We start from the raw sequence: 2,665 nt of genomic DNA, 5'->3' as shown, positions 1-2,665 counted from the left end.
GGCTTCCAGTTCCACGATTTCCTGGGCCTGCTTCTTGGTGCCCACGAACAAAATGGTGCCGCCGCGCTCGGAGAGGTCTTTGATGTAATCAAACGAGCGGTCGATCTGCTTGAGGGTCTTTTGCAGATCGATGATGAAAATGCCGTTGCGCTCGGCGAAGATAAAGCGCTTGAACTTGGGGTTCCAGCGCTTGGTTTCGTGGCCGAAGTGAACGCCTGCTTCGAGTAACTGCTTCATTCCGATATAGGACATGTTTCTCCTGAGCGTTCAACAGTGAAGTTTGCCGTCCGTGCGCCGAAGCGTATTCAGGCTCCAGTCGAAGGCCGCGACGCTCGAGCGCGGTCTTCCGGGAACACGGGGGCACCCAACCGAGGAGCTTATCATGTTGTCAGGGGTGGGGGAAAGGGGCAGGCGAAATATTTTGGAGGTGAGGGATTTGGCAGCGCGCAAGACAAAGAAAGTTGAAGCGCTGCGCCGGGTGGCCGTTCTCCCATCGGCGGTTGTCGGCGCGTACATGAGCACCTTTGTCGCAGATCAGATCGGCGTCTGGATATTGGGGAGCGTCAAATTCCACGACTCGGATGCAGCGGCCATCGCCCTTGTGTCCACCGTCGTGACCACTGCCCTTCTGATCGCCGCCTGGGTGGCCCCACGTACCCGATTCGCCACCGCCGTCACCCTCTGGATGCTGTTGGCCCTTCCACTGACCTACATCTACACACTGCCCTACACCTTCATTGAGGCCAACCGTTTTACCGGAGTGATTCTCATGACGTTTTATGCGAGCGGAGCGCTGGCCTGCCTGCTCATCTGGGGTATGTGGGCGCGGGAGCAGGCGGCGTGAAGCGTGCAGTGCTGGTACTGCGCTGGATCGCCGTCCTGCCCCTGGCCCTGCTATCGGCCCTGGCAACAGCTTGGGTGATAGAGCTGACACACCCACCCAACCGTTCCTGGGTATACGGCGCTGAATATCCTGTCTATGCTGGCCTTACCAGCTTTCTCCTCACACTCGTCCCCGTTGCTTCGGCGGCTTGGACCGCTCCGAGTCGGCGTCTGGGGACTGCCATTACCGCCTGGGTGATGTTTTTTTGCCTTCAATTGTTCGTAGGAATCGTGTCGTTAGCCCTCGTCGGAACGCGCGGCCTGCTCGATGGTCCTTTACCTCCTTCATTTCTCGGTGGAGCGCTGGCCTGCCTGCTCGTCTGGTTGACTCAGCGCCCACGCCCGGCCTGAAGTCCTGTCGTCCGTAGCCTCGCCCGCTACACTGCACCCATGCTTCGCGCCGCCTTCTGGCTGTCTGCCATCGTCTACCTGCCGCTGGGGCTGGTGCTGTACTTCTTTCCCAGCAACCTCAGCCAATTACTCAGCCTGAGCCCGCTGTGGCTGGCCCGCTTTTCCGGCGCCCTGATTAGCGCCTGGGGCCTGCTGATGGTGCTGGCGCCCTACCGCCCCGAAAGCCTGACCCGCTTCTCCCTGATCGCCGCCAACCTGTTGGTGATCGCCACGCTGGTCCCGGCGGTGCTGCGCGGCGTGACCGGTGCCGCCAGCCCGCTGCTGCTGGGCATTTCGCTCATTCTGGGCGTCGCCGCCCTGCTGGGCTTTGCCGGAGGAGAACGCCGTGCCTGAAGAATTTGAAGAAACCGCTGAGCTGGACATGCCTGAACCAACCCCGGAACCCCGCGAGGGTGAACGCCTGCAAAAGCGCCTGGCCCGCGCCGGTGTGGCTTCCCGCCGCGCCGCCGAGGCCATGATTACGGCGGGCCGCGTGACGGTCAACGGCCTGAGCGCCACCCTCGGCCAGCTCGTGACCGAGCGCGACGTGATCGAGGTCGACGATCTGGTGGTCGGTGAGGCGCCCAGCGTGCAGCGCACCTTTGTCATGTACAAGCGCCGGGGCGTCATCGTGACCACCCACGACGAGAAGGGCCGCCCCGCCGTGCTCGACCACATGCCGAGCGTTCCCGGCCTGCATCCGGTGGGCCGACTGGACCGCGATTCGGAAGGGCTGATCCTGCTGACCACCGACGGCGAACTGACCCTGCGCCTGACCCACCCCCGCTACGGCCACGACAAGGTGTACCGCGCCTGGATCGACGGCGGCACGCCCACCGACGAGGTGCTGGGCGCCCTGGAAGACGGCATCGACCTCGACGATGGCCGGACCTCCCCCGCCCGCCTGGACCGGGCCGGAATCGGCGTCTACGTCACGCTACGCGAGGGCAAAAACCGCCAGGTGCGCCGGATGCTCGAAGCGGTGGGCCACCCGGTCAGCCGCCTGGTGCGCGTGCGCGTCGGCGGGCTGTGGCTCGAAGACCTGGTGCCCGGTCAGTGGCGCGAGCTGGACGACCGCGATTTGTTCGACCTGGAAAACCCCGACAAGACGCCGAACAACGTCTGGGACCGCAAGGAGCGCTTGACACGGGAGCGGTGGGGATAGAAGCAGCTTGTGGCTTGCGGGAACAGATAGGAAGTGGGCAAAGATCAAGCCCCACTTCCCACTTCCCACTCCCCACTACCTGGAACGGGGGTGTAACTCAGAAATGCGGGGCGGGGAAGGCGCGGTGACGCAAGGCGGTGAAGGGCAGCGGTCGAGACACAGACGCTGAACGCGCACGCAAGGTGGCCATGCCCCCGGCGCCCGGACGGGACCAATGCTGACCAGCCC

Annotated in this window: 4 protein-coding genes; 3 read left to right on the top strand and 1 reads right to left on the bottom strand. The window is 63.9% G+C overall.

The window, feature by feature from the left end; all coding sequences use genetic code 11:
- Window positions 1-252, bottom strand: a 252-nt coding sequence (rpsB, locus tag Q0R23_RS11775; protein ID WP_293913261.1) for a 30S ribosomal protein S2, incomplete at its 3' end; no start/stop codon positions are given.
- Between the two features lie 184 nt (window positions 253-436).
- Between rpsB and Q0R23_RS11770 the strand changes: the two genes are divergently transcribed.
- From Q0R23_RS11770 to Q0R23_RS11760, 3 genes are all read left to right on the top strand, one after another.
- Window positions 437-844 (top strand): hypothetical protein, encoded by a 408-nt coding sequence (locus tag Q0R23_RS11770; RefSeq protein WP_293913259.1) that lies wholly within the window; start codon window positions 437-439, stop codon window positions 842-844.
- Window positions 845-1,272: 428 nt separating this feature from the next.
- The gene (locus tag Q0R23_RS11765) at window positions 1,273-1,626 is read left to right on the top strand and encodes a hypothetical protein (RefSeq protein WP_293913258.1); all 354 of its coding nucleotides are present in this window, start codon (window positions 1,273-1,275) and stop codon (window positions 1,624-1,626) included.
- A gap of 28 nt (window positions 1,627-1,654) precedes the next feature.
- Complete coding sequence (locus tag Q0R23_RS11760; protein WP_293913257.1) at window positions 1,655-2,437, top strand: pseudouridine synthase; 783 nt, start codon at window positions 1,655-1,657, stop codon at window positions 2,435-2,437.
- Window positions 2,438-2,665: the final 228 nt, after the last annotated feature.

The organism is Deinococcus sp., assembly GCF_025362455.1.
Classification (GTDB): domain Bacteria; phylum Deinococcota; class Deinococci; order Deinococcales; family Deinococcaceae; genus Deinococcus.
The sequence above is the reverse complement of the archived record's forward strand: the minus strand, read 5'-3'. Positions and strand labels throughout refer to the sequence as shown.